Here is a 22,005-nt window from a genome sequence, read left to right on the forward strand (position 1 = left end):
TAATTATCGTTCATCACGTTTGTAATGGGAACGATGATATTTGAAACGCTGTCGGGGTTCTTGTAGCTGTCCACATTCTCAGCAAGGCTGATAAAGCGAACACCCATTTGAACAAACAGGTTATCGATCAAACTTCCGGCATCGCTATAATTTCGTGCGAAGCGGGACAGGTCTTTTACTATAACGCAGTTGATTTTACCACTCATGACATCCGCCAAGAGCCGTTGAAAATCTTCACGGTTGGCGTCCGTTCCAGTATGACCATCATCCACATATTCCGTGATGCTTTCAAACTCGTCAATGTTGCGTCGGTAAAAATCGTTCAGTAGGTCACGCTGGTTCTTTACGCTGTTGCTATCGTCTTTTCCTTTTTTCAAATCTTCCTTTGAAAGCCGGATATAGATGCCCAGCCGCCAGCGGCGGATTGTGTAAGAGGGAGAGAAACTCTGCTGATACCCTCTGTTTTTTGCTCGTGCCATTGTTCCTCCTTCCCTATCACATTACACTTATATTATAACTCTGTCCGGGGAGGACAACAAGGATGCCTCCACTTCGGGACACTTTGTCTCGAAGAAGCAAAACGAGCTGTAGCCGAAGTTACAGCCCGCTTCTTTGCCGCAGCAGGAAATCCGTCAGCTTATCTTGGAGAGATGGCCCGCTTTCAGCAAATTCAATTTTCACGCCAACACCACCGATGCAAAAGCAGTATGGATTTTTGACAGTCTGCAAAAATCGAGAGATGCGCTCCTTTCGGGAAAGCGCATTGTCAAAGGTCATACCGCTCACATCAGGCAGGGACTCGGCAGCCACCGCGCCAATGTCAACGTTTCTCATTTGTTCAAGTTCCTGTGTAGTTAATTTCACGGTAAACCTCCTTCGCAGATTGATAGAACGCCTCCCGCTGTTTGGTGGGGAAACGCAACAGGCCAGCACCACCGGGATGCTGGCCTGTTGCCTTACTCCACCTTGGGACACTTTGTCTCAAGGTTTATTATAGTTTTTGAATATTAGAGAGCGCCGCACATATTTACTTGGCCTGTCCAAAGACAATCGTTATTTTCTGTGCGGCGCTCTCAACGAAAGTAAAGCGACAAGCCCGGAGGAACAGGCAGCCAACCTGTTCAGCGCCGGATCATGGCCTTGGGATGGCCGGGCCCATTTACAGTGTTGGTGTTGTTCGCTCAATCCCTTTTGGGAAATGTCACCGCGCACCCACCGTTTGGCTCCCCGTACTTACTCAGGGTTGCCGTTATTCCCTTGCGTTAAGAAGAAAACCTCCTCTCATAAACCGAGACATTTTTTCATCAATTCCAAGTGGGTTAAGAAGAAAAAATCAAAAAGTTTTTTTCATGCGTTCAAGGCCACGCTTGATCGACTGGCGAATAGACTCCTCATGTACGCCCTCGGCCTCGGCAATTTCCTTAATCGACTTGCCAAGAATGATATGTGCGTCAATTCTGCGGCCCTGGATCTCCGGCAGAGAATTGAGAGCGTTCCACAGACGAAGAAAGGTTTCCATCCGTTCAAGGAGCTCCTGCGGGGTCGGCTCATGCAGGCAAGCGGAATATTCAATCCCGTCATCGCAGTCCAGAGAATACTGCGCCTTGTGCCGGGAGAGCCGCCGCTGGTAGGCCATTTCATAGCGGGCATCGGCCTTGAATACCTCGGCCACCTCGTCAGAAACTTCGATAAGCTGATCCTGCGTGTACCAATAATAAAAATCTTTCAAATTGATAGTAGTCATCGTAAAATCCTCCATTTCAGTTTGTTCGGGGTTGGTCGGAAACGAAATGGAGCAACGGCGGAGAACGGCACCGCACCTCGGGACACTTTGTCTCGAAGTCTGGAAAGCAAAATGCGCCTGTGCGACACAAGGCCGCACAAGCGCACGAAAAAGTATTATCGGTTATGTACTGTTTAATTTCATGTTCAAAACCGGACTGCTCCGATGGAGGGACTACGCTTTTTTTAGCTGGTGCAAATCATGGATACTACGAAAAAGAGAAAAGGACACGGTAAAATAACCTCCCATCGACTACCGTGTCCCTGCAAGTCGTCATTGGTTTGTGTAAACGCAAAGAAACGGCGGCTCTGATTTCTCAAAACCACCGTTAGGGTAATAACTTAAAATGAGCGCGCAAAATCACCTGCCCCAGCCAGCGGTTTTTTTCTTTCCCCGTAGTCGGGGCAGGTTCATGCGCTATGCAATTATTCTTCTTTAGCTTCTATCAAGCTGATATTTTTTGCTCTGCGTTCCACATAGCAGCATATTTTCCGCCTTTCGCAAGCAATTCTTCATGGGTTCCCGATTCAGCAATCCTGCCATCACCCATTACAAGGATTTGATCAGCGTTTTTGACAATGGAAAGGGTATGAGCAATCATTACCACTGTCTTTTTTTCTTTTAGCAGATTGGCGATGGCCTGCTTTACGGCAAGCTCATTTTCAATGTCAAGAGATGCTGTTGCTTCATCCAAAAGCAGGATGGGGCTATTTTTCAGGATGGCGCGGGCTATTGAAATTCGCTGACGCTCACCGCCAGAGAGAAGATTTCCATTCTCGCCAGTCGGCGTATCGTATCCCTTTTCCATCTTACGGATGAAGCTGTCACAGTTAGCCTCCCGGCAGGCAGCCTCGATTTCCGTGTCCGTAGCATTAGGACGAGCGTGTCGGATATTATCCCGGATGGTATCGTCAAAAAGAAATATGTCCTGGTCTACCATAGAAACTTGCTCCAGTACACGCTCTGCGGCAACATGGTTAATGGGTTTACCGCCAATAGAAATCGTCCCGCCCGTTGCTTCATAATATTTTGCAATCAGGTTCAAAATAGTAGATTTGCCGGAGCCAGAGTCTCCGACAATGGCCGTGAGCTTTTGATCTGGCACCGTAAAGGTGGCGTGTTTTAGTACCGGTTCACCGGGAACATATGCAAAATCTACATTGTCAAATGTGATTTCATGGGTAGCTGTGTGAAGCGGCTCCATGCTGCCAGTTTCCTCCGGCTCATTCATTACACTCAAGATTTTGTTTTTCGAGATCATCAGGTTCTTATAACTGGTAAGGTCTACAAAAATCGAGTTAGCCAGCTTTGCACAGAACAGGGGCAGCATACAAATCAAAAGGTAGTCCACCGTGTTCAGTGTCCCTGCGACCCAGGGTGCATAGGCCAGCAAGATAACCAGCGGGCAGGACAGCCAACTCAAAATACCAAAGACCGCACCAATAGGAAGCACTTTTGATTCGTACACAAAGCTGATCCGGGAAAACTCCCGCATGGCGTTGATAACAGTTTTGTTCTTCATACCGCCTACACCATAAGCTCGGAAAGTCTGAATACCAGAAACATACTCAACAATGCTGCTGACGTTCTCCGCACAAATATCGTTCTTTGCTTTTCCATATTTCCGTACCATGCGGAAAGAAAGCCATAGGCCGGGGATTAAAAGAAGATCGGCTATCAGCAGGATAATTCCTGCCGGAACATAGAGCGTCATAACAAAGACAATCAACATCAATGACAGGGCAAAATTCTTTGCGAAATCTCCGACTTTATGGGTCAGGATTTTTTCGTAGTTGTTTACGTCGCTTGTAATGGTGTTGATATAATCGCCGGTCTGCCCCTGCGTAAAGCGGGACAGTGGGATGCGCTTCAAATGGTCACCCATAAAAAGCCGAATATTCTTACTGACCTCCGCACCGCCAATCTGCGCTTTGGTATAACCGTAGCTGTAAATCAGGATACGGAGAAGAAAAACCACTGCAATAATACCGGTCAGAGCCAGAACGCGGTTCATGTCAAATTGACCCGACCACAAAAACTGCATAACAGAGTAAAGCAGCATAAATAGGCTGCCGGAGAGAAGTCCTTCCAGAACAGTACCGCCAACACCAATATAGAAATTGTGGTTCTTTTTTAATACATCGTGCTCATTCATACTGCTCGCCTCCCTCCAACTGATAAGTGATATTCCGGGCTGTTTCGTAGTCATCCCACGCTTTTCGATAGTAGGCGTTGGTCTTCCGAACTTCCTCATGGGTGCCAACGTTGGTAATTGTATGGTTTTCCACCACAGCCACCCGGTTGCACATTTTCAAAGCACTCAAACGGTGTGCTACTACAATGACTGTTTTGCCTTTGCATAGATTTTGAATAGCTTTATCAATCTCCATCTGATTTTCCGGGTCAGAGGCACTTGTGGCCTCGTCCAAAATCAAGATAGGTGCATTTTTCAGAATTGCGCGGGCAATCGCGATCCGCTGTTTTTCTCCGCCAGAAAAGCGGGAGCCGAAACTGCCCACTTTTGTGTCATATCCATCCGGCAGGGACATGATAAAGTCATCAATCTGTGCCTCTTTTGCGGCAGCCCGCACTTCTTCCAGAGTAGCGTTACTACCCATACGGATATTTTCCAGCACGCTGTCACGGGTGAGGAAGGTCTTTTGAAATACGATAGCTATATTTTTCAGAATGGTATCGTAGTCAAGCTCCTTGACATTTTTGCCGCCAATCAGCACTTCTCCTTCCTGCACATCGTAGAACCGGGAAATCAGTTCAATCACAGTGCTTTTACCGGCACCAGATCGGCCCACAAGAGCCATGCGCTCACCATCATTGATTTTGAGGTTGACACCATGCAGTACATCGGTTTTGCCGTCATAAGAAAATCGGACATTCTGAAGTTCAATATCATGTTTTTGGGGGAAGTCTGTTCCACCCTCATAAATCGGAATATTCAGTATCTCTTTGGTCTTGGTAATAGCGTTCAGTACATTTGCAAAGTTTGTACCCAATTCCTGTAAAGGCCGAATTTCCGTCAGATACATAGAACCGACATAAACAAACAGCAGAAGCGCACTGGCTGTCAGTGAACCTTTCAGGAAAAACATCCCGCCTATCGGAACCATCAGCAGCATTCCACATTCAATGATAACGACAAACGCTGCATACGGAGGCCCCATACGTCGGGAAGTCTCATTCCACATGGCATTTTCCTCATGGATTGCGCCGGAAAATTTCTGGAAGGACTTGCTCCCCATGTTATAGGCTTTAATCAATTTCATTCCGCCGATATATTCGATCATAACAGAATTTAGTGTGGTAATGGATTGGTTGGCCCGTTCCATCAAATCATCGGTATTGCGGAACATCGCCCCCATTACAACTACAGCCAGAACCAGCGGAACAAGAGAAATCAACGCCAGTGGAACATTAACGGTCATCAAATAAATAAAGATGACCACCGGCCCAACCAGATAGCACACAAGGTCAGGAAGATTATGCGCCAGAAATAGTTCCAGTTTTTCAATATCTTCATTCAGAACCGTTTTAATATCCCCTGTGCGCCGTTCATTTAGGGCACCCAAAGGCGCTCTGGCCATGTGTTCCGCCACCATACAGCGCACTTTGAACAGTGCACCATACGCGCCTTTATGGGCAGCCACGCCGGAACATCCGAACAGTACAAAACGCAGGGTGACAGCAGCGGCAATCATTGCCACAGTCTGCACCACAAGTTCTTTTGTGCAGGCATTGTTGAATGTGGCATCCATCAACCTGTAAATCCCAATGTATGGGACAATAATACACAGCCCGCTGCACATGGACAGCAGGATTGCCAGAAACAACCAAAATTTCTGTTCTCCGGCCCAATGGAGCAGCAATGCCATACTGTTTTCTTTTTTCTGCTTCATAGACTACCTCTCCTTTCCATCTGAAACAGAGAAAAGCTCTCTCAATTTCGGGAGGGCCTCCATTATAACTGATACGTCATCGGGCATTTCGCCTTCGTCAAAATGCAAGACACGAGAACAGGTACGGCAGACAAACTCAAAATCATGGGTGACAATGAAAATGACTTTTCCCATATCGGATAATCGCCTGATCAGTCCCGCCACCTGCGTCATACTGTCAAAGTCAAGACCGCTGGTCGGTTCATCAAATACAAGCAAGTCTTTCCCACAAATCATGCTGACAGCCACTGCTACTCGTTGCTTTTGACCGCCGGAAAGCGTGTTTGGATGGCGCTTCCGGTATGGGGCAAGGCCCAATTCCTCCAAAGTTGCATTTACCAGTGTTTGATCTGGATTGCGTATACCAAAGGAACACTCTGCCTCCACACTGTTAGCGAAAAGTTCATAATTCACATCCTGCATAACCATGTAGGAGCGTTTTAGCCTTGCCTTACGCTCAATCGGCTTTCTTTCCCACAAGAATTGTCCATCACAGTCTTTGTGAAGCCCACAGAGAGCGCGGGAAAATGTAGTTTTTCCAGCTCCGTTATGTCCAACTACGCCAATCACTTCGCCCCTTCCGGCGGATAGTCCAATGTCATGCAAAATGGTTTGCTTCTTGTAACGGAGCGTCACATTCCGCAGCTCCAATACAGGGGTAGGCGCAGGCAAGTGGGCTTTTGGTGGGAATACCGCCTGTAGATCAACAGCCCGCAGCCCCATGTGTTCACGGTCAGGTTCAGATAGCTGCCGAAATTCTTCCGGGGTGTATATTCCTTTGATTTCTCCTTTTTCCAGATAAACAATTCGGTCAGCCAACTCCGTCAGGTAGTACAGACGATGTTCCGCTATCAAAATTGTTTTGCCCTGTTTTTTTATCAGCCGCAAATGTTCCTTTAGTTCTTGGATTGAAGTCATATCCAGATTAGATGATGGTTCATCCAGTAGATAAATCTGTGGGTTCATGGCATAAACAGAAGCAAAGGCGATTTTCTGCTTTTCTCCGCCGGACAACTCAAAAATATTCCTGTTCCGTAGCTTTTGAATACGCAAATCTTCAGTTGTCTGCTCTACTCGCTCAGCCAATTTCTTAGGAGGGCGAGCTTCATTTTCAATTCCAAAGGCAATCTCGCTGTCTGTATCAACATTGAAAAACTGCGTCCGTGGATTTTGGAAAACGGAGCCAACCTTAGCGGCAATCTGATACATAGGGATATTGCTGATTTCCTGACCATCTACCAGCACACGGCCATGAAGCTCTCCCTGATAAAACTGAGGGATTAGTCCATTCACCAGCCTTGTAATCGTTGTTTTTCCGCACCCGCTGCGGCCACAGAACAGGACGCATTCTCCGTCCGAAATTTTCAAATTGATGTCATGCAGCCCACCATGTTCCTGCCCCGTATAGGAAAACGATACATTTTCAAACTCAATCAACCAATCACACCTCCCCGCACACATAATTCAAAAATCAGATAAGCTACGGCAACGGCCATGACACCCCAATCGGCAACTCCGCATTTTATCTGGACAAGACAGGTGCGTGGATTGGGATTTTCAATTCCACGAGTGACAGAAGCAACAGAAAGATCATCCGCTGCTTTTGAAGCTGCCATCAACAAAGGCACATAAATACACTCAACCGTCATGCCCGGATGTGCTAAAAAGCCCGCCAGAGAAGGTGAAACATCTCTCATCCGCATAGCGTCCTTGATATATCGCCAGTCCTCTTGAATAGTTGGAATGTACCGCAGCATAACTGCCATAGGAATTACTAACTTTTTGGGTGCGTGGACACGGTTCATAGCAGACAGGAACTCATTGACTTTTGTAGTAGTCAGAACAATCCCAGCCAAGGTTCCGCACGCATAGACCTTATGAAACAATCCTAAAAAGGCAATAAACATTGTCCGCAGCGTGCCTGTCATTTCTGCCATGATCCAAACTGTCAGGACACAGATGACCGCATAAAAGCATACAGCCTTAATGACATATTTCCACTTTCCAAAGAAAGCACCCAATATCGCAATCAGCATAACAAGGACAAATTGATATGCAAGTGAAGGAGCGAACATGGACGATAAAACACACATAAGAATAAGAAAGAGCTTGGCCCGTGGGTCGAGCCAAAGCCCTTTCTTGTGGCGTTTACCGCTCATGCTGTAATACCTGCTTTTTCAAACTGCTTTTTCAGCATTTTGCAGCCTACAAAAGCGCTGATTGCAGATGTAATGATAACAGCAGCGAACATGGCAATCAGGATGCCGGTATTTGCAGTTGCCTGCATGGTGTCGATGTAGCTCTGTTCAGTTCCGTTTCCCAGCATAGTCTGTGCCCAGCCGTTGGGGTCAACAAAGAACACGATATACGAACCAGTGCCGCCGAGAGAGAACAGGATATAAGACAGGCTGTTGAGTTTTTTGCTTTTGTACTGCCCTGCACCAGCAACAAAGTCAGCGACAATCGCCATGATCAGGTAGCCCAATGCAAAAGCCCAGTGCATACCGGTCACGAACCAAATAATACCCATGATAATGCCCATTATAGAAAGGCTCCAACGCTTATGTACTTTTGCAATCAGCAAAAGATAAATGGGGCCAGCAAGCAGCCCACCTCCTGCCGGCATGAAAAAAGTAAGTACAGGATTCGTTGCAAAAAAGACGCCGCCCACCAATACAAAAACAAATAACAGTGCAGTAAAAATACCTGTCGTTACAAGGTCTTTCACTGTCAGACCCCTGTTTATAGAATTTACTTGATTACTCATTTTGACCTCCTACCTTTCGTTGTCTTGACTCAACAAGTGGTTTGTGATATTCTTTGGTTAGATAGTTCTAACCATCCTCTAATACAATACGCATTTATCGAACAACATTCAATGGGTTCCGACGATGTTCGTCCGTTCCTTTCAAAAGTTCGTCCAATCGTTGCAAAAAGGAGGCGGTCTGTTTTATGTCTGAAATTATCGACCAATTTTATACGCCTCTGCTGATTGAACACGGTTTTATCCGTGACCCAGACAATCAGCAATATGGGGCATTAGGTGATTGCTGGAAACTTTCTCCCGAAGTTGGAGAAGGCACCTACTGGACTTATGGACAGAAAGACCTATATGATATTAAAATCCACAACTTTTCCTTCCACGAAGATTTCATGTTGGAATGCTCCCTGCCGGAATGTCTGAGTATCACTCGGTATGACTCTATTTCCGGGGAGGAATTATCTCCATACCGTAGGCTGTCTGCCGGTTGTATCAAAACATTTATTGGCGGCTACGCTCCATACAAGGCTTTGATACATAAAAATATTCCAATCCGTTCGGTTGGAATTGAGATTGCACCGGCATATTATGAAAACTACCTGAAAAAACTGTACCCAGAGGCGCAGATCAATCCTGTGGATGCATTTCGGAAGATCGACCAAACTTCCGACTTTCCAGAAATGTCACGGTTACTCACAGAAATCAAAGACTATCGCGGGGAAGGGATTGCCGCAAAGCTTTTTTATGAGGGTAAAGTTGCAGAAGCTGTTTCAATGGTGGTTGAATATCAGAAGAAACATCCTGATAAACCAGCCCATAAGCTCTCTCAACAGGATATTGAAAATCTTCAAATAGTTGCCGCTTATCTTAGCGACCACTATGCTTTTGATATTCCCCTGGAACGGCTAACACAGATTGCCTGCATGGGAACAACAAAGCTTAAAAGCTGTTTTAAGAAATACTACGACTGCACCATCACAGAGTATGTTCAGCAGAGGCGTATGAGCCAAGCAGAATATCTGCTGGCATACACAGAGTTGACAGTAGGGCAAGTTGCCCAAACAGTAGGTTATTCCACTTCAAGCCGATTTGCAGAATTATTCCGCAAAAGCACTGGATTGTTACCATTAGAGTACAGAAAAAACGCACAACGAAAGTAAAATGAGCGCCAGAGTTTACTCTGGCGCTCATCTGATTTTATGTTGAATTATAAAATGTGGTGAAATTAAATAGTCAGTAGTATGAAATACAAAGTCGTTCAAATAATATCACATGAAATGTAAAATCATATCAGGTGATGTTATGAAGATAGAACGAGATGAAAGACGCTTTGATTTTCACGATATAGGGCTCGCCATCAAGCGTGCAAGAGAAGCCAGCGGCATGACACAGGAACAACTGGCCTATATTGTTGACCGCGCTCCGCGTACCATTATGTATAATGAAAATGATGGTCAGCATCCAAGCTTCAACACCTTTTATCAGATGGTCACAATGTTTGATATATCGGTGGATCAATACTTTTACCCGTCCCAAAATAGCGGGAGCGAGTGCAGAAAGCGGATTGATGCCATGTTGAACGCCTTGGACGAAAGAGAATTGAAAATCGTTGAAGCTACAATCCAAGCGATGAAAGCATCGAAAGAAATGGAGGAAACGTAAAAGAAAGCGTAACCTCCGTTTTTTTGCGTCATGTTGCGGGTTGCGCGTTTTGGCAAGCAATTCGGGTGTGGCCACACTCCGAAATTTTTGCAGGGCGCAGGGCCCGCAAAAATGCTTGTTGGGGAGCTCCCCAAACCCGCTGTACTTCGGGACAAATTGTCCCAAAGTCCCGGTGTGCTGCACCGTAGTCTGCGGCCCGTCACTATCGTTCCTGTGCCTTATTCTCACGCTCGTCCGTTATGCCGAGCAGATGATCAATGTTCGCTTTTATTGCCACGGCCTCCCGCATTTGCCGCTGGGCCTCCCGATATTCTGCATAAAGCTCTTTCTTTTGTCCCGCCAGCTCACGGCGGGATTTTTTTAGTGCTTCAATCTTAGGGAGCTTTGCGCCGTTCAGTATGGTGTTCATGGTATCCTTTGCCGCCCGGTAAGTGGCAAGCTTCGCTTCATGCTGGGTCAGATACTTTTTGCTGTACCGCGCAGCCTTGTACCCATCGAACACCGGGCGGGTCTTGGCATAGTCCACCGTGGCAGCCATCAGCTCCGAGGTTTTGGAAAGGGCCTCCTCCGTTGTGCGGAGCTCGTCAGACAGCTTGTGAAAGTGATCCACAGCAGCCTCGGTGCGGGCCGTCAGCGCCGCATAGTCTGTCAGATGATGCTCTTGCAAATACTGGAGCGCGGCAGCCATCTGTTTTAGGTTGTAGACCTTGGCCCATCGTTCATAGGCCGGGCCTTTGCCCTGGGCCATACGCTCTTGAATGTCGATGATGAGATTAACTCGCCGTGGCGGAACCGTGGGCTCCTCTGGCATCTCAGGGAGTGGACGTTCCCCGGCAATTACTGCCTTGATGTCCTCCGGGTCAAATCCGGCTCCCAGTGTAGAAGCCCGGAGCCGAGTCGGTTTTTCCTGCCCGGGCGCAAGGAATGAGATGACACCGCCGCGTCCCTGTTTCACCGAAAAGCCGGACTCATCCATGAGACGAAGAAAGTCGGCAAAGTCTGTTGGCTTTTTCTCCAAAGCCGCGAGAATAGCCAGCCGTACCCGCTGCTTGGCAGAGGGTGGCTTTTCTCCGATCCACTGTCCATAGTGGAGAAAACGGCCCTTGCTGTGCTGGCACGGATTTTGGATAACAGACAATTCATGTTCGATGCACACGCGGTCAGAGAGCCGCCGCAGGGCAAAGGACGAACCGATGAAATTATGAAATTTCCGGGAGCGATCAAAGGCCGTCGCATTGAAATAAATGTGATTGTGGATATGGGCCTTGTCGGTATGCGTACAGACGAAGAACTGATACTTTCCCTTTGTCCAGCGCATCGCCGTTTCATAACCAATACGGTTTGCTTCTTCCGCCGTAACCTCCCCGGGCAGGAACGCCTGCCGGATCTGAAAGAACAGGGCCCCGCGAGATACGGCCCGGCCTGTCTCTGCATGGTATTGACTTTTTACCAGAAGAAACTCGGCGGGGGCCGTGTTCGGATCGCAGAGATAGGAAGATACGGCTCCCAGCTTTTCCGGGTTCAGGCCATAGGTGAAACGATCCTCCATCGTTTGAATTGCACTTTTTCCCGCCACTGTTTTATAAGGGCGGATATAGGTGGTCGCCGTAGAAATCCCTCCTTCCGGCAAATAGTATTTTTACTTTGGGACACTTTGTCCCAAAGTAGAAAAAGCCGGGGAGCGGTATCAACCACTCCCCGGATGGGTCAAAGCTCTACCAGCGCGGAGAGCTGTTTCAAGAGATCAGACAGAGGCCCCCACAAGGCGGCATAGTCCCGCTGCAAGGCCGCGAGTTCTTCGGGATAAATTGCGCTGTAGGTGTTGGCTTGAATTGCCACTTGGTTCAGATTGTTGGAGCAGCGCCGCTGGAGCGAAACCAGCTCACGAACAGGCGAAAGGTCAACATGAAGCACATACCCACTCAGGGCCATTTTCCGCATATAGGCTCCCATGTTACGGATGCCAGCCTCCGCCATACGTTCTTGAATCAGGGCCTGCTCCTCCTCCGACACCATTACATGAAGATGGATCGGACGGCGGCGTTTCTTTGTCATCGCTCCTCACGCTCCCGGCTGCGGCAAGCGCGGGGCGGCTCCTTTACCTTATCCAGCGGCTTTTCCTGTTCGTCTGCCGGAACGGGGCGCGGCAAATGAAATTCACGGTGCAGGCGCAGCGCCTCCAGTACAGACAATTCCTGTTCACATTTCTTTTTCATATACGCACCTCCTTATCTATCGCCACGGTCAGGCTGCCTACGCTGGGGAGCCGGAGCCTCCGAGCCGCGATCTGCCTCCGCCAACTTTGCCGCATTTTTCATCTGCTCGGCAATCGGACGGGGCCTGTCGGGATTATCAGGCGCAGGACGCAGCTCATAGTCGGATGCCTGTTTTTCTGTCAGGGGGCGGGTATAGGTAAGATAACCCCAAGCTAAGAACGAGCCATTTTCCACCGGGACGCGCTGATCGTAATTGAAAATTTCATCCGGCTTGTTATAGGGCGGCTTCGGGAATGTCCCTATGTCCACAGGCCGCTGGGTCGAATAATACTTGTAAAGACCGGGAGCCTCGGTCTGCCTGATCCCCACGTTATAAATACGCTGATAGTCCTGCACCCGGTCTGCAAAATCCTGCTCCATCGCGGCACGGTCATTTCCATAGTGACCCCATTCGTACTGCCGCTGGCCGTCCTTGTCATCATAGCAGGCCCATGTGACATAGCGGGATGGCGCGGTGGGATGTTCGCCCAATGCAAATCCTCGTCCATTTTCCAGCATGACCGCCTTCAAAATGGAGTAGCCTTGATTTTTGTCCATAGTACACCTCCCATCATCGAGACATTTCTTTGTTTTCTCTTTTCACAAACGGCTGGAGCTGATAGGGGCTTGTACCGTCCTCGGGCCGCAGAAAGTCTATCCGGGCCGCAGCACGGATGGCGTTCTGGTTGAGCTGCCGCTGCCATGCCCCTTGGCTGGGAGCCCACTTAAAGCCGTTGTTTTTCAGTTCCTGCCGCTGATCGGCATCGGGCTTTTCCTCGAAAATAAGCTGCAAACGGTTTTCAGCCTCGTTGATTTTGGCCTCACCTCCGGGGAATGTCCAGCCAGCAAACTCGGAGCGGCTGCTCAGTTCCTCAATGCGCTGGCGTACACGGCGGATGTTGGCGTTGTTGTTGGAAAGCAGATAGGCGGGGTACGGCTTGCTTTTGTCCAAGTGCCATGACTGCGCCATATCTGCTTTGAGCTTTTCTGTCTGCTCCGGTGTAAGCTCCGGGCAGCCGTCCAGTGTTTTGTGTTTCCGAAAATACGCATTGACCGCCTTCATGGTGGCTTGCTGGGACTCCAGCCCCTCCAGCTTTTTTGTCAGTTTTTCCACGGCCAGATCATCGTCTGCGCTGATCCCACCCATACCAACAGAGCGGATTTTATCAAGCAGCTTTGAAATCTCCGCATACTCTCCATAGTTGCGATCCCGGGCGGCGTTCTGTTTGTGCTTTTTTGTCACAGGGAAATTGCCGCCCCCGGAGATCAGAATAGAGGGCACCCGGGCATCAATCACATTGCGTTCATTCAGATTTTTCGCAAGTTTCCGGGCATAGCGATCCACCAGAGCGTCAATCTTATCGTGGTACATGGGATCGACACGGGCTTTCTGGCGTTCCGCCGCTGCATACGCTTCATCGACCATTGCCCGGTAGCCCGCCGTAGCGGAGCCCGGCTGATAGTCGGAAAAGCTGTTCATATCTTTTGCCCGCTTTGCGGCTTCTTCGTTGATCGGATAATATTTCGGCATAGTATCTCCTTCCACAAAAGCCAGAACTTTGGGACAAATTGTCCCAAAGCCCCGGCAGTTAAAATGTTGACAGCATCTCACGGAAACAGGGCCAGACGTAGAAACATACGCCTCCCGCAGAAAAGGGCCTTAAAAAGCCTTGTCACAAGCGGGTTTTGGGTGTCCTAATTGTCAACACATCAGCCCCGCTTTTTTCGCATATATTCCCGCTGCTGTCTGCGGTGTGCCACCTTTGCACAGGCCGCCGAACAATAGGTTTGCCGTCCATCAGGAGCCACGGCTCTGCCACATACCGGGCAAGCCTTGAAATCCGGCCTTGGCCCCTCTGTCAGCAACGCAGCCTCCAGCGCCGGATCAAGGGGCAGAACTGCCTCGCGGAAGTAGCGGCAATAAGCCCCCGTCCAGCATTTTCCAAACATATAGCACTCGCAATCCAGCGGCAGGCAACCGCAGTCCCGGTCATAGTTGGCACACCATTTTGACACCAGCCTGCGGATTGCCGCTTTTTCTGTCCGGGTCAGTTCTCGGCCCACAGTATCACCTCCCGTTGCCCGGTGGTTTAAGCTGCTCCCGGTAGCAGAACACGCAGCCGATCCCGCGCCAGTAAGGGCAGCCGTCACAACGGGAGCCCTTCGGCGGCAGGCTTGGCGGCACACCCTTGAAGTAGCTTTTTTCTTTCATAAATCCCTCATAGGGGTTATTTGTAAATCTCATTCATTATCCTCGCTTTCGGTATCGTCCTCGTCCCAAGGCGGCCCATCGTCCTCGGGATCGTCATAATCGGCCAGTTCCTCGCTGTAATCCTCTTCGGGTACAGCAGCTTTTTCATGCTTCGGGCGGTAGATTTTGAAGTACCAGCCTGCACCGCTGCCCAGAACAGCCACTGCCAAAATCAGCAGAAGTGTCCCGGTATTGCTTTTTTGCTGGGGTTCGGGTTCCGGCTCCTCCACAGGTTCCGTCACCGGGGCGGGTTCGGGAGCTGTGCCAGCACACTCGGTCATGTTGACCGCGCAGACCTCGCAATCCGTATGGATGGCTCCGGGCGCACATTTTTCTGTGCAGGAGCAGACCGGAAGCTCTCCGCCAGCGGCCTCCAGTGCCGCCAGCAGATCGGCTTCATCCACCATGTTCAGAAAGTAGGTGTGATACTGTTCGCCGTCCTCGTCCACAGGCTTGTCATAATCAATGACAATGTAAAAGGTGTTGCCGCCGCTGGTTTCCACCGTGATGAACTGTTTGTTGGTTGCAGCATCATAGAGCAGATCGCGGGTCACAAGGTTTCCATCCTCCGAAAAGCCCTCGCCCGGGGTAATGGTAGGTGCAGGCTCCGGGGCCGGAGTTTCTTCCACAACAGGCGGTTCCTCATTCCCACTGTCCGAATAGGCGTAGGCTGGAATCGCAGAGCCGCATAAAAGAACGGCGGAGCAAAGCCCCGCCGCCAACATACGAAAGTGTTTCATATTCAGTTTTCCTCCTTCTTTTCTTCTTCGGACTTCGGGACACTTTGTCCCAAAGTGCCGCCGTCCTTCAGTTTCTCAAACAGCAGCGGGAGCTCCGTAAGGGAAATGCTCATGCCGCGCACAATGTCCACGATCTCGCTGTTTTCCGCCTCCAGCTTTTTCTGCTCCAGCTCCTTGAGCCGGGCCTGCTGTTCACTGATTTTGGCCTTGACCTTATCAATCTCGGCCTGAATTTTCATGCTTTTGGTAGTTGCCATTTAAAAACCTCCTGTCACGGTAAACGCCCGTAGGCGTAAAAATGAGATTGCCAGTAGCTTGTATTCAAATTTGCGTAGCCGATGGGATCTCCGCAATGCAGCATTTTTCCATCACCGACATAAATCCCGCAATGACTCACGCCTGGCGTATCATAGGTGCCTTTGAAGAACACCAGATCACCGGGTTTGGGAGAGCTGGTCGGCGTACAGATGTTATAGAGCCCCTGGGCTCCCAGCCTGCCCACATTCCAGCCGGAGTGATTGATGACCCACGAAACGTAGCCAGAGCAATCAAAGGAAGTGGCAGGAGAACTGCCTCCCCACACATAGGGATAGCCGATGTACTTCTGCGCTTCAGCAAGCATTGCAGCAAAGGTTTCATCGTCCAGATATTCTCCGGGCACTTCGTAGTCACCGGGTTTCCCGGTAATGTACTTGTTCACATAGGGAGAATCCGGGAACAGATCGGGGCGGTTTCCCAGCGTTGCCATATAGATGGCATACCGGGAAAGCTGATCCTCGCCTATGACATACACGGGTACATGGGATAAATCAAAGTTCTCCAGCGTGACCGTACAGATGTAATAGTCGTAAGGCACCTGATAGGTGTCTGTATGGGAGTTGCCGTCCTCGTCCGTCCATGTGTCGGTTTCTGTGCGATACCGGGTTTCCACCACCACATCCTCCGTGAGAATGTACTGGCGGTCAAACAGCATTTGCAGCGTTCCCTGGACTTCGTCTATTGTCCATTGTCCCTCATGGAGCGCACACAAAAGAGAAAGCAGCACATAGGGGTCATGTTCGATTTCGTCCAGATCGAAGTGGTATTCGTCATAGTCATGGGTGCTTTCATAGGTGTCCAGATAATGCTGCAAATCATCTTCCAGCGCACAGTAGGCAGCTTCGGCGGCCAGCATATCCCGATCCTCGCAAGGATAGGTGCTGGCCCCTAATGCACCGGCCCCGGCGTTCCCCAGCATAAGCATGGTAGAGGAACAGGACTGCATAGCAAACAGGAGTAACACACAGAGCACCGCAACCACGGCACCTGCGGGATGACTTTTGACAAATTCCACTGCCCGGGCGGTCAGGCGTTCTGTGGCTGTGGCAGTTTTCCCCGCCACAGCCGCGCCCTGCTTTGCAGCCTCCTTTGCCTGCTTGCGATATTGCCTGCGGAGCCGTTGCTTCTGCCAGTAGCGGGTAAGCGCATTTTTCGTCAGCTCCGGGTGCTCCTGTGCGGCGGTGTGAAAATGGTAGTCCGCCGTGTACTTGGTATAGCGGGCCTCGGCCTTGCGTACCACTTTTGCCGGATGTTCCCGGACTTTACGGCGCACAAAGCGGGAGCCATGCCGCAGTGCGGTTTCTCCCACAAGCTCAGAACGGTGTGCGCCTTCTGTGCCGACATTTTCCTGTTCCACTTCAAAAATCTTGCCATGCACGAAGCTGTGAACGGAACCACTGGCAACACGGCCTATGCGTTTTACCGGGCCGGGCTTTTTCGGCGGCTTTTGTTTTGCCAGCTTCTCCCGGGCCTGTTCCAGCTTTTCGCCTTGGGACTCCATACGGAGCTTTGCTGCCGCAGCCTGTTCTTGCTGGCTCTTTTTGCGGAACTTGGACTTTGGGACACTTTGTCCCGAAGTGTCGGAAGCTTCCGGCCCGGACTGCTCCTCGTCAGGGGCGTGGGCGGTCTGCGACCAAGCCTCCTCCTTGGCCTTATTCGTTTTTCGTTTCATTCTTCATATCCTCCGGGCGGGTAGTCAGCAGGTCATAGATTTCTCCGCGAGGGAACCGATCCACAAACGGGATGGTCACATTTCCATAGAACAACAGCCCCTCGCCGGAATTGCTGTGTGTGATATAGGAAAGCTGGTGCTCGGAAATACCGAGCTGTTTTGCCAGAATGGTACGGTCACTCTGCGCCTGCGAAAGCAGAATCATAAAATCCGTGTTGTCCAGAATGTTCTCGATTTCACGGCTTGCCAAAAGGTCTTTGACGTTCTGCGTCAAAGCAGACGGCACACATCCTTTTTTACGCAGCATTTTCCAGACCGCCACAAAGTAGCTGGCTGTCAGTGGATCACGGAGCAGAATGTGAAACTCGTCAAAGTAGCACCAAGTTGCCGCGCCCTCGTGGAAGTTCTGATCCACCGCCTGCGAAACAAACTCGTTTGTGATGTGCATTGCAATCTTTCTAAGGTTTTCGCCCATGTTTTTCAGAACGATGCACACCACACGGCTGTCCGTCTTGACGTTGGTAGGATGGTTAAAAAGATTGAGGGAGCCTGTACAATAAAGCTCTAAGGCAGTTGCCACGCGCCGGGCCTCGGGCTCCGGCTGGCGTAAGAGCTCTTCGTACAAATCCTGCAACAGCGGCGTTTTGGCAGTTTCCAGTCCGAGCGCCTGCTCCCGGTACACCAAACGCACACAGCGGTCAATGACCGTCTTTTCAATGGGCTGCAAGCCTTCCTTGCCGCCGACCACCAGCTCGCACAGGGACAAAAGAAAATCCGCCTTCATGGAAAGCGGGCTTTCTCCGGCAGCCATATTGAGCTCCACATCCATCGGATTGAGATGGTGCGGGCTGTCCGGGGCAATCTCGATCACCTGACCGCCCAGCCTTCGCACCAGCGGCGCGTATTCGCCCATCGGGTCAACCACGATGATCCGATCCTGCGGGATGGTGAGAAACACATTCAAGAGCTCGCGCTTTGCGGCAAAGCTCTTTCCGGAGCCCGTAGAGCCCAAGTACATCCCGTTTGCCGATTTCAGCTTTTTGCGGTCAGCCATGATGACATTGTGAGAAAGTGCGTTCATGCCATAGTAGAGGGCCTGTCCAGCCATGCGGAGCTCCCTTGTCATAAAGGGGATAAAAATGGCTGTGGAGCTGGTTGTCATACCGCGCTGGATTTCTACCTCGTTGTAGCCAAGGGCCAGCGAAGAAACAAAGCCCTGTTCCTGTTGCCAGTCCAGACGGCGCAGAGCGCAGTTGTATTTCTGCGCGATGCCGCCCACGGTAAACACATCGTTTTCCAGCCGCTGGCGAGTAGGGGCAAGGTTTACCACCGTAAAGGTCAGCAGAAACATTCGCTCATTGCGGGATTGCAAATCAGCCAGAAGCTCCGCCGCGTCCTTGCTGAATGTAATCAGGTCAGGGGGAAGAATGTCCGGGTCATAGCCGGAGCGCACAGCCTTTCTCTGTTCCTCCACTTTCATTTTCCCAATGTCCGAGATTTTCCCCTTGATGGTCTTGATTGCCTTGAGCTGATCCACGGTCTGAATGTGCATGGTCACGGTCATTTCCGCATCCAGCTCCAAGATTTCCGCCAGCAGCTTATCCGAAAGCTCCGATGCCATAATCTGCAAGTAGGACACCGCGCCCCAATACTGGCCGATACGGAATGTGCGGGACTGGCGGAAGTCGAGACTGTCCGGGGCAATAAAGTCTTTTGTGCCAAGCCCGGTCTGTGGGATGTCTTTCCACGAAAAGCGGAACGCCTCGCGGCTCCCCGGATGCATCTGGCTATGAAGCAGCGCAAGGCGGGCCCGCCCGTCCATAGGCTCCAAGGGAACGCCCAGCCGCTTAAAGTTTCCCATGACATCAGCCTCCACACGCTCCAGACGGGGCCGAGCCTCCGCAATCCCCTCGGCGGGTATGCCAAAGGTGATGTATTTTGAGCGTTCAATGCCGTTATTGCTTTTGGCAATCTGATTTTTCAGCATCCCGGTAAACTCGTCCCGGACGCTGTTATAGTTGTCATCCGCTTTCGGGATATTGACTTGATAGCGGCTGCGGGAATGGGAACGGCGATTGATAAAGGAAAGCTGGAACGGCAGCGAACTGTCAAAGTAGTTAAGAAATGAGCTCCATCCGCTGAATATGGCGGTCTGATCCTCGGTGGATGCCACGGAGTAATTGATGTCCTCATATTCCACGGTTTTTGTATAGAGCCCACCCGGGAGCTTGCACACACCGTCCGGGTGCATGGACAGATACGGGATTGTCTGTTGGGCAGACAGGGCCGCCCGGCCTTTACCCTTGGCGGCGGCTCCGTTTTTTTTCTTTGTGTTTTTCAATCACATCCTCCTTTCCAGCGCCCGGCCCGGCAAAGGGCGCATAAATGTTTTCGGTTCGGTAGGCCCTGATCCCCGGCCTTAGAAACTTGGCCCGGATGATGTTCCGCACCACCTTTTCAAAGGGTAAGCCGTCCTTTTCATACATGGCCAGCAGGAACGCCGGGAGCATAATTCCCAGCATGAGAAACATCGCCCCGGTATTGCCGAGGGTGCCACGGGTCAGCAGATAGGCCGGAATCCCCACTGCGCCCGCGCTGCCGAAGCAGACAAGCTGGCGTTTGGTGAGGTTGAAAGCCATCTTTGTTTTGATTTTGGATAAATCGTTTGGTACGTTTACATAGGGCATAGATCACACTCCTTTCTGTACTTCGGGACAATGTGTCCCAAAGTCCGGGATGGTTGGTGTTACTTCATTTCCCCATACAGCCCAGCCGGGCGGGGTCTGCCTGGCAAAGAGCTCCACGCGGGGCAGATCGCCCATCAGGGAAATGATTTTGGCGCGGGCCTCGTCCGGCTTTTTGCTATGGGCTTCAATCGGGGAAATGATGAATTGATGAATGTTGGCAGCCTGCCGCTTTGGATGTCCCTTGGTTGCCAGCAGGCAGATTTCTGCATTGCCCCTTGTCCAGAAGCCAAGGCCGTAAAACCAGCTATCCGCCTTCTTGTTCTTTTTCAGCCAGACGAAAGCAACGCTTTTGTAGGTGAAGCCCCAAGCCTCGATCAGCCGGAGCGCCTCCGGGAGCTGCGGGAAAGTAGCCCATAAAAAGAGTGCGCTGTCCGGGGCTGCAAGATCAGCCACAGGCAACGCACATAAATCCTCAATGCTCATAGTTGGATAATGATTTTCCGCCGCGCCCTGTACTTTCTTAGCCGAGTAGCGCCAAGGGGGATCGGCGTAAATGATAGAATACTGCTGGATAATTACACTCCTTTCTCGCCGGAGCTTTTTACTGCCTGCGCCGCACGGATGCGCTCACTGGCGGCGGCATAAAAGGACGGGGCCGTTTCAAAGCATACAAAGCGGCGTTCTGTGTTGATGGCTGCAATCGCGGTTGTGCCGGAGCCAACGCAAATGTCCGCGACCAGTTCTCCGGGGTGGGTATAGGTGCGGATCAGATACTCGCAGAGCTCCACGGGCTTCTGCGTGGGGTGGATGCCGCCGGACACCGTAGGCACAAAAAGTACATTTCCGGGATAGCGGCGGCCATCGTTGGACTCCGACCCCTGCCGTTCAAATTTTCCATAGTTGGAGCTTGTACCGCTTCTGGAATGTACGCGGGCATAAGGCTTGCCATAAGTAAACTGCGGATTGTAGACCGGGGACTTCTGGTAAAACACCAAGATATTCTCGGACTTTTTCAGTGGAGCCCGGTTTGCATTGAGAAAGCCCGTTCCGCGCTCCTTGTACCAAATCCACTCATAGCGGAGCATGGCGAGGTTGGATGCGCCCAGCACCTTGTCAAAGGGGCACTGTGCGAAAAACAGCACTGCGCCATTCGGTTTGACCGCCCATTTCACCGCCTCCCACAGCTCCGGGAGCGGCAGGGGCACATCCCAATAATTCCGGGTTGTGCCGTAAGGCGGATCAGTCAACAGCATATCCACGCTATGTTTGGGCAGGGAACGCAGGCCCTCGATGCCGTCCATGAGAAACAAGCCCTCCTTCGGGACACTTTGTCCCAAAGTGCGGCTATCGGTCATTGCGGGCCTCCTTTGCTTTGGCAGGTGCAGGCCGGGCGGCATTTTCTTTTCCAGCTTGTTTCGCGGCCTCGGCCATCTGCTCCTTGATCGGGGCAGGCCGTACCGCCTGGGCCCGTGCAACAAGCTGTTCCACCGCCGCATGATACGCCTCCACACCAGCCGCATTGATCCGCTCCTGTGTGGCGCGGTCAGGAATCCGAACCGTAGCCCGGTATCCCGTCCGGCTGGCAGGATCGGGTTTAGAGGGAGCGCCGAGGAAAATCCCGTTTTTCCCGTCCACAACCTTAAAATCGTCGATGACCACACCGCCAAAATTGACGCTGGCGAAGCCGATCAGTTTTCCCTGCGGCTCAATCGGGCGGACAGATACCGTGATCGGAACAACCGCCTCCTGCAAGACAGCATCTGTCCGCATTTTTACTGCCTCATCAATGCTAACGCCCTTGACTTCCGCAAGCTCCGCGATGGGAGCATCAAACAGCCAGCGCCGTTCCTCCGCAGCAATCTGCTCCGGGGTCAGCAATACATCGTCTTTCTTACTCAGATAAAATTCCTCCTTTCCGCTTGCCGG

General features: G+C 50.9%; 25 protein-coding genes. 2 read left to right on the plus strand and 23 right to left on the minus strand.

Annotated features, from left to right (window positions below; translation table 11 throughout):
• From DMI82_RS18290 to DMI82_RS18330, 8 genes are all read right to left on the minus strand, one after another.
• Positions 1–479 (minus strand): recombinase family protein (locus DMI82_RS18290; protein WP_158526518.1); only part of this gene is annotated, 479 nt, incomplete at its 3' end.
• Positions 480–597: 118 nt separating this feature from the next.
• Entirely contained in the window at positions 598–864 is a 267-nt protein-coding gene (locus tag DMI82_RS18295) for a DUF6870 family protein (RefSeq protein WP_110104183.1), read from the minus strand.
• A gap of 469 nt (positions 865–1,333) precedes the next feature.
• A complete protein-coding gene (locus tag DMI82_RS18300; protein ID WP_014080198.1) occupies positions 1,334–1,744 on the minus strand; it encodes a sigma-70 family RNA polymerase sigma factor in 411 nt (136 codons plus the stop codon).
• A 484-nt stretch (positions 1,745–2,228) separates the two neighbouring features.
• Positions 2,229–3,938 carry an ABC transporter ATP-binding protein gene (locus tag DMI82_RS18310; protein WP_110104184.1) on the minus strand — a complete coding sequence of 570 codons (1,710 nt, stop codon included), beginning with the start codon at positions 3,936–3,938 and terminating at the stop codon, positions 2,229–2,231.
• Positions 3,931–5,694, minus strand: coding sequence for an ABC transporter ATP-binding protein (locus DMI82_RS18315; RefSeq protein ID WP_067532736.1), 1,764 nt, complete (start codon positions 5,692–5,694; stop codon positions 3,931–3,933). The genes DMI82_RS18310 and DMI82_RS18315 overlap by 8 nt, the downstream gene beginning before the upstream one ends.
• A gap of 3 nt (positions 5,695–5,697) precedes the next feature.
• Positions 5,698–7,170 carry an ABC transporter ATP-binding protein gene (locus DMI82_RS18320; protein WP_110104185.1) on the minus strand — a complete coding sequence of 491 codons (1,473 nt, stop codon included), beginning with the start codon at positions 7,168–7,170 and terminating at the stop codon, positions 5,698–5,700.
• Complete coding sequence (locus DMI82_RS18325) at positions 7,167–7,892, minus strand: energy-coupling factor transporter transmembrane component T (RefSeq protein WP_110104186.1); 726 nt, start codon at positions 7,890–7,892, stop codon at positions 7,167–7,169. Before DMI82_RS18325 ends, DMI82_RS18320 begins: the two co-directional genes overlap by 4 nt.
• Entirely contained in the window at positions 7,889–8,461 is a 573-nt protein-coding gene (locus tag DMI82_RS18330; protein WP_330409316.1) for an MptD family putative ECF transporter S component, read from the minus strand. The genes DMI82_RS18325 and DMI82_RS18330 overlap by 4 nt, the downstream gene beginning before the upstream one ends.
• Positions 8,462–8,685: 224 nt before the next feature.
• On the opposite strand from DMI82_RS18330, the gene DMI82_RS18335 reads away from it, so the two are divergent.
• Both DMI82_RS18335 and DMI82_RS18340 read left to right on the plus strand, forming a co-directional pair.
• The gene (locus DMI82_RS18335; RefSeq protein WP_110104187.1) at positions 8,686–9,654 is read left to right on the plus strand and encodes a helix-turn-helix transcriptional regulator; all 969 of its coding nucleotides are present in this window, start codon (positions 8,686–8,688) and stop codon (positions 9,652–9,654) included.
• A gap of 142 nt (positions 9,655–9,796) precedes the next feature.
• Positions 9,797–10,156 (plus strand): helix-turn-helix domain-containing protein, encoded by a 360-nt coding sequence (locus tag DMI82_RS18340; protein ID WP_015563845.1) that lies wholly within the window; start codon positions 9,797–9,799, stop codon positions 10,154–10,156.
• 202 nt (positions 10,157–10,358) lie between these two features.
• Here DMI82_RS18340 and DMI82_RS18345 read toward each other — a convergent pair whose 3' ends face one another.
• The 15 genes from DMI82_RS18345 to DMI82_RS18405 form a co-directional block, all read right to left on the minus strand.
• Positions 10,359–11,705, minus strand: coding sequence for a relaxase/mobilization nuclease domain-containing protein (locus tag DMI82_RS18345; protein ID WP_199579983.1), 1,347 nt, complete (start codon positions 11,703–11,705; stop codon positions 10,359–10,361).
• A gap of 158 nt (positions 11,706–11,863) precedes the next feature.
• On the minus strand, positions 11,864–12,211 hold the full coding sequence (locus DMI82_RS18350; RefSeq protein ID WP_110104189.1) for a plasmid mobilization protein: 348 nt from the start codon (positions 12,209–12,211) through the stop codon (positions 11,864–11,866).
• Complete coding sequence (locus DMI82_RS20135; protein WP_186867747.1) at positions 12,208–12,372, minus strand: hypothetical protein; 165 nt, start codon at positions 12,370–12,372, stop codon at positions 12,208–12,210. Before DMI82_RS20135 ends, DMI82_RS18350 begins: the two co-directional genes overlap by 4 nt.
• A 12-nt stretch (positions 12,373–12,384) precedes the next feature.
• Complete coding sequence (locus DMI82_RS18355; RefSeq protein ID WP_110104190.1) at positions 12,385–12,969, minus strand: hypothetical protein; 585 nt, start codon at positions 12,967–12,969, stop codon at positions 12,385–12,387.
• A gap of 13 nt (positions 12,970–12,982) precedes the next feature.
• Complete coding sequence (locus DMI82_RS18360; RefSeq protein WP_110104191.1) at positions 12,983–13,942, minus strand: hypothetical protein; 960 nt, start codon at positions 13,940–13,942, stop codon at positions 12,983–12,985.
• A gap of 179 nt (positions 13,943–14,121) precedes the next feature.
• The gene (locus DMI82_RS18365; protein ID WP_110104192.1) at positions 14,122–14,475 is read right to left on the minus strand and encodes a cysteine-rich VLP domain-containing protein; all 354 of its coding nucleotides are present in this window, start codon (positions 14,473–14,475) and stop codon (positions 14,122–14,124) included.
• Positions 14,476–14,479: 4 nt separating this feature from the next.
• Entirely contained in the window at positions 14,480–14,656 is a 177-nt protein-coding gene (locus tag DMI82_RS20140) for a hypothetical protein (RefSeq protein ID WP_014080211.1), read from the minus strand.
• Positions 14,653–15,402, minus strand: a complete 750-nt coding sequence (locus DMI82_RS18370) for a DUF4366 domain-containing protein (protein ID WP_110104193.1) — start codon at positions 15,400–15,402, stop codon at positions 14,653–14,655. The genes DMI82_RS20140 and DMI82_RS18370 overlap by 4 nt, the downstream gene beginning before the upstream one ends.
• Before the next feature lie 2 nt (positions 15,403–15,404).
• The gene (locus tag DMI82_RS18375) at positions 15,405–15,659 is read right to left on the minus strand and encodes a DUF4315 family protein (RefSeq protein WP_014080213.1); all 255 of its coding nucleotides are present in this window, start codon (positions 15,657–15,659) and stop codon (positions 15,405–15,407) included.
• A 14-nt stretch (positions 15,660–15,673) separates the two neighbouring features.
• On the minus strand, positions 15,674–17,392 hold the full coding sequence (locus tag DMI82_RS18380) for a C40 family peptidase (protein ID WP_110104194.1): 1,719 nt from the start codon (positions 17,390–17,392) through the stop codon (positions 15,674–15,676).
• Entirely contained in the window at positions 17,373–19,733 is a 2,361-nt protein-coding gene (locus DMI82_RS18385; protein WP_199579982.1) for a VirB4-like conjugal transfer ATPase, CD1110 family, read from the minus strand. Before DMI82_RS18385 ends, DMI82_RS18380 begins: the two co-directional genes overlap by 20 nt.
• Entirely contained in the window at positions 19,690–20,079 is a 390-nt protein-coding gene (locus tag DMI82_RS18390; protein ID WP_097786401.1) for a PrgI family protein, read from the minus strand. The genes DMI82_RS18385 and DMI82_RS18390 overlap by 44 nt, the downstream gene beginning before the upstream one ends.
• Before the next feature lie 3 nt (positions 20,080–20,082).
• Positions 20,083–20,652 carry an MT-A70 family methyltransferase gene (locus tag DMI82_RS18395; protein ID WP_257319276.1) on the minus strand — a complete coding sequence of 190 codons (570 nt, stop codon included), beginning with the start codon at positions 20,650–20,652 and terminating at the stop codon, positions 20,083–20,085.
• A 2-nt stretch (positions 20,653–20,654) separates the two neighbouring features.
• Positions 20,655–21,434 (minus strand): DNA-methyltransferase, encoded by a 780-nt coding sequence (locus DMI82_RS18400; RefSeq protein WP_110104195.1) that lies wholly within the window; start codon positions 21,432–21,434, stop codon positions 20,655–20,657.
• Positions 21,424–22,005, minus strand: a 582-nt coding sequence (locus DMI82_RS18405; RefSeq protein ID WP_242981875.1) for a SpoVG family protein, incomplete at its 5' end; no start/stop codon positions are given. The genes DMI82_RS18405 and DMI82_RS18400, both read right to left, overlap by 11 nt.

The sequence above is a fragment of the Blautia sp. BCRC 81119 genome (assembly GCF_003184505.1).
GTDB lineage: Bacteria > Bacillota > Clostridia > Lachnospirales > Lachnospiraceae > Blautia_A > Blautia_A fusiformis.

Excerpts from the sequence above, each read along its gene's own strand:
- DMI82_RS18300 (WP_014080198.1), bottom strand. The coding sequence starts at position 1,744 with ATGACTACTATCAATTTGAAAGATTTTTATTATTGGTACACGCAGGAT.
- DMI82_RS18310 (WP_110104184.1), bottom strand. The coding sequence starts at position 3,938 with ATGAATGAGCACGATGTATTAAAAAAGAACCACAATTTCTATATTGGT.
- DMI82_RS18315 (WP_067532736.1), bottom strand. The coding sequence starts at position 5,694 with ATGAAGCAGAAAAAAGAAAACAGTATGGCATTGCTGCTCCATTGGGCC.
- DMI82_RS18325 (WP_110104186.1), bottom strand. The coding sequence starts at position 7,892 with ATGAGCGGTAAACGCCACAAGAAAGGGCTTTGGCTCGACCCACGGGCC.
- DMI82_RS18335 (WP_110104187.1), top strand. The coding sequence starts at position 8,686 with ATGTCTGAAATTATCGACCAATTTTATACGCCTCTGCTGATTGAACAC.
- DMI82_RS18340 (WP_015563845.1), top strand. The coding sequence starts at position 9,797 with ATGAAGATAGAACGAGATGAAAGACGCTTTGATTTTCACGATATAGGG.
- DMI82_RS18345 (WP_199579983.1), bottom strand. The coding sequence starts at position 11,705 with ATGGAGGATCGTTTCACCTATGGCCTGAACCCGGAAAAGCTGGGAGCC.
- DMI82_RS18350 (WP_110104189.1), bottom strand. The coding sequence starts at position 12,211 with ATGACAAAGAAACGCCGCCGTCCGATCCATCTTCATGTAATGGTGTCG.
- DMI82_RS20135 (WP_186867747.1), bottom strand. The coding sequence starts at position 12,372 with ATGAAAAAGAAATGTGAACAGGAATTGTCTGTACTGGAGGCGCTGCGC.
- DMI82_RS18355 (WP_110104190.1), bottom strand. The coding sequence starts at position 12,969 with ATGGACAAAAATCAAGGCTACTCCATTTTGAAGGCGGTCATGCTGGAA.
- DMI82_RS18360 (WP_110104191.1), bottom strand. The coding sequence starts at position 13,942 with ATGCCGAAATATTATCCGATCAACGAAGAAGCCGCAAAGCGGGCAAAA.
- DMI82_RS20140 (WP_014080211.1), bottom strand. The coding sequence starts at position 14,656 with ATGAGATTTACAAATAACCCCTATGAGGGATTTATGAAAGAAAAAAGC.
- DMI82_RS18370 (WP_110104193.1), bottom strand. The coding sequence starts at position 15,402 with ATGAAACACTTTCGTATGTTGGCGGCGGGGCTTTGCTCCGCCGTTCTT.
- DMI82_RS18375 (WP_014080213.1), bottom strand. The coding sequence starts at position 15,659 with ATGGCAACTACCAAAAGCATGAAAATTCAGGCCGAGATTGATAAGGTC.
- DMI82_RS18380 (WP_110104194.1), bottom strand. The coding sequence starts at position 17,392 with ATGAAACGAAAAACGAATAAGGCCAAGGAGGAGGCTTGGTCGCAGACC.
- DMI82_RS18390 (WP_097786401.1), bottom strand. The coding sequence starts at position 20,079 with ATGCCCTATGTAAACGTACCAAACGATTTATCCAAAATCAAAACAAAG.
- DMI82_RS18400 (WP_110104195.1), bottom strand. The coding sequence starts at position 21,434 with ATGACCGATAGCCGCACTTTGGGACAAAGTGTCCCGAAGGAGGGCTTG.